Genomic DNA, 1104 nt, shown 5'->3' on the forward strand with positions numbered 1-1104 from the left:
TGTTGCTGCCTTGGACGGTAATGTCGCCCTCGCGGCTGCGGATATTGATGTCGCCGCCGGCTTTCAGGCTGCTTTGCTGGCTTTGGCGGTAGTTTTGGTTTTGTTCTTTGCTAGCGGTTTTAAAGCCGAAGCCGGCTTCGACGGACAAGAGGACGGCGCCTTGCTGTCCGGTTTGGTTTTTGACGGCGTCGGCCACTTTGCCGACGGAATCGGCCAGTTGGTAGGCTTGGGCGCCGGCGGCTAGACCCTGCAGGGCGCGGGTGCGGTCGTCGGCTTTGCTTTTGGCAGCACCTTCGGCAGCGTTGACCAGATCGATCAGCGGTGAGGAGATTTTGGCGAAGGTGCCGATTTTAAGGTCGCGCTCGCTCTGGCGGCTGCGGCCGTGGTTGTCGGCGGTGCGGATATCGACGCTTTGGGCGGCAATGTCGATGTCGCGGGCGGCGGCAACATCACTGCCGGTTTGGCGGTAGGCACCGCCGGCATCTATCCGTACGCTGCCTTTCAGGCTGCCGATTTGGCTGGCGGCCTGCCGGGTTTCTTCGCCCTCGTTCTCGCGGCGGTTTTTCATCCAGCCGCTAAAGTGCTCGGTGTCGGAAATAACGGCACTGCCGATGCCGGAAGAAACTTGGCGCTCGCTCTGGCTTTGGCGGTGTTCGGCGGCGCGGATGTCGATGTCACCGCCGGCTTTAAGCAGCAGGTCGTCTTGGGAGACCAGACTGCTGCCGCTGACGGCGATATTGCCTTTTTCGGCAAGCAGACGGGTTTTACCGCCCACGGACAGGGTGCTGCCGCTGATGCTGCCGATCTCACCCGCAGCCTGCCCCTGATCGTTAAAGGTGCCGAAGGGGGTGATATGGTCGCGGTTGTCGATGGAGAAACCGCTACGCTTGCTGCTGCCGGTTTGCCGGCGGCTGTCGGCCGCGGCCAGCAGTCGGATGTCGTCGCGGGCATACAGCAGGGCATCGCCTTCGGCGGAGATTTGTGTGCCTTTGGCTTCGATGTTGCCTTCGGTGGCACGGATGCTGAGATGGCGGCCGGCCGTCAGCGAGCTGCCGACGGCTTCGGCGCTGCTGCCATCCTGCACCTGCGTGCTGCGGCTGCGGC

Annotated in this window: 1 protein-coding gene; it reads right to left on the reverse strand. The window is 63.1% G+C overall.

The window, feature by feature from the left end:
- Positions 1-1104: hemagglutinin repeat-containing protein (locus ACTHSW_RS10790; protein ID WP_440373913.1), on the reverse strand; the 1104-nt coding region annotated here is incomplete at both ends.

The organism is Neisseria sp. P0008.S004 (genome assembly GCF_051962755.1).
Classification (GTDB): Bacteria; Pseudomonadota; Gammaproteobacteria; order Burkholderiales; family Neisseriaceae; genus Neisseria; species Neisseria subflava_A.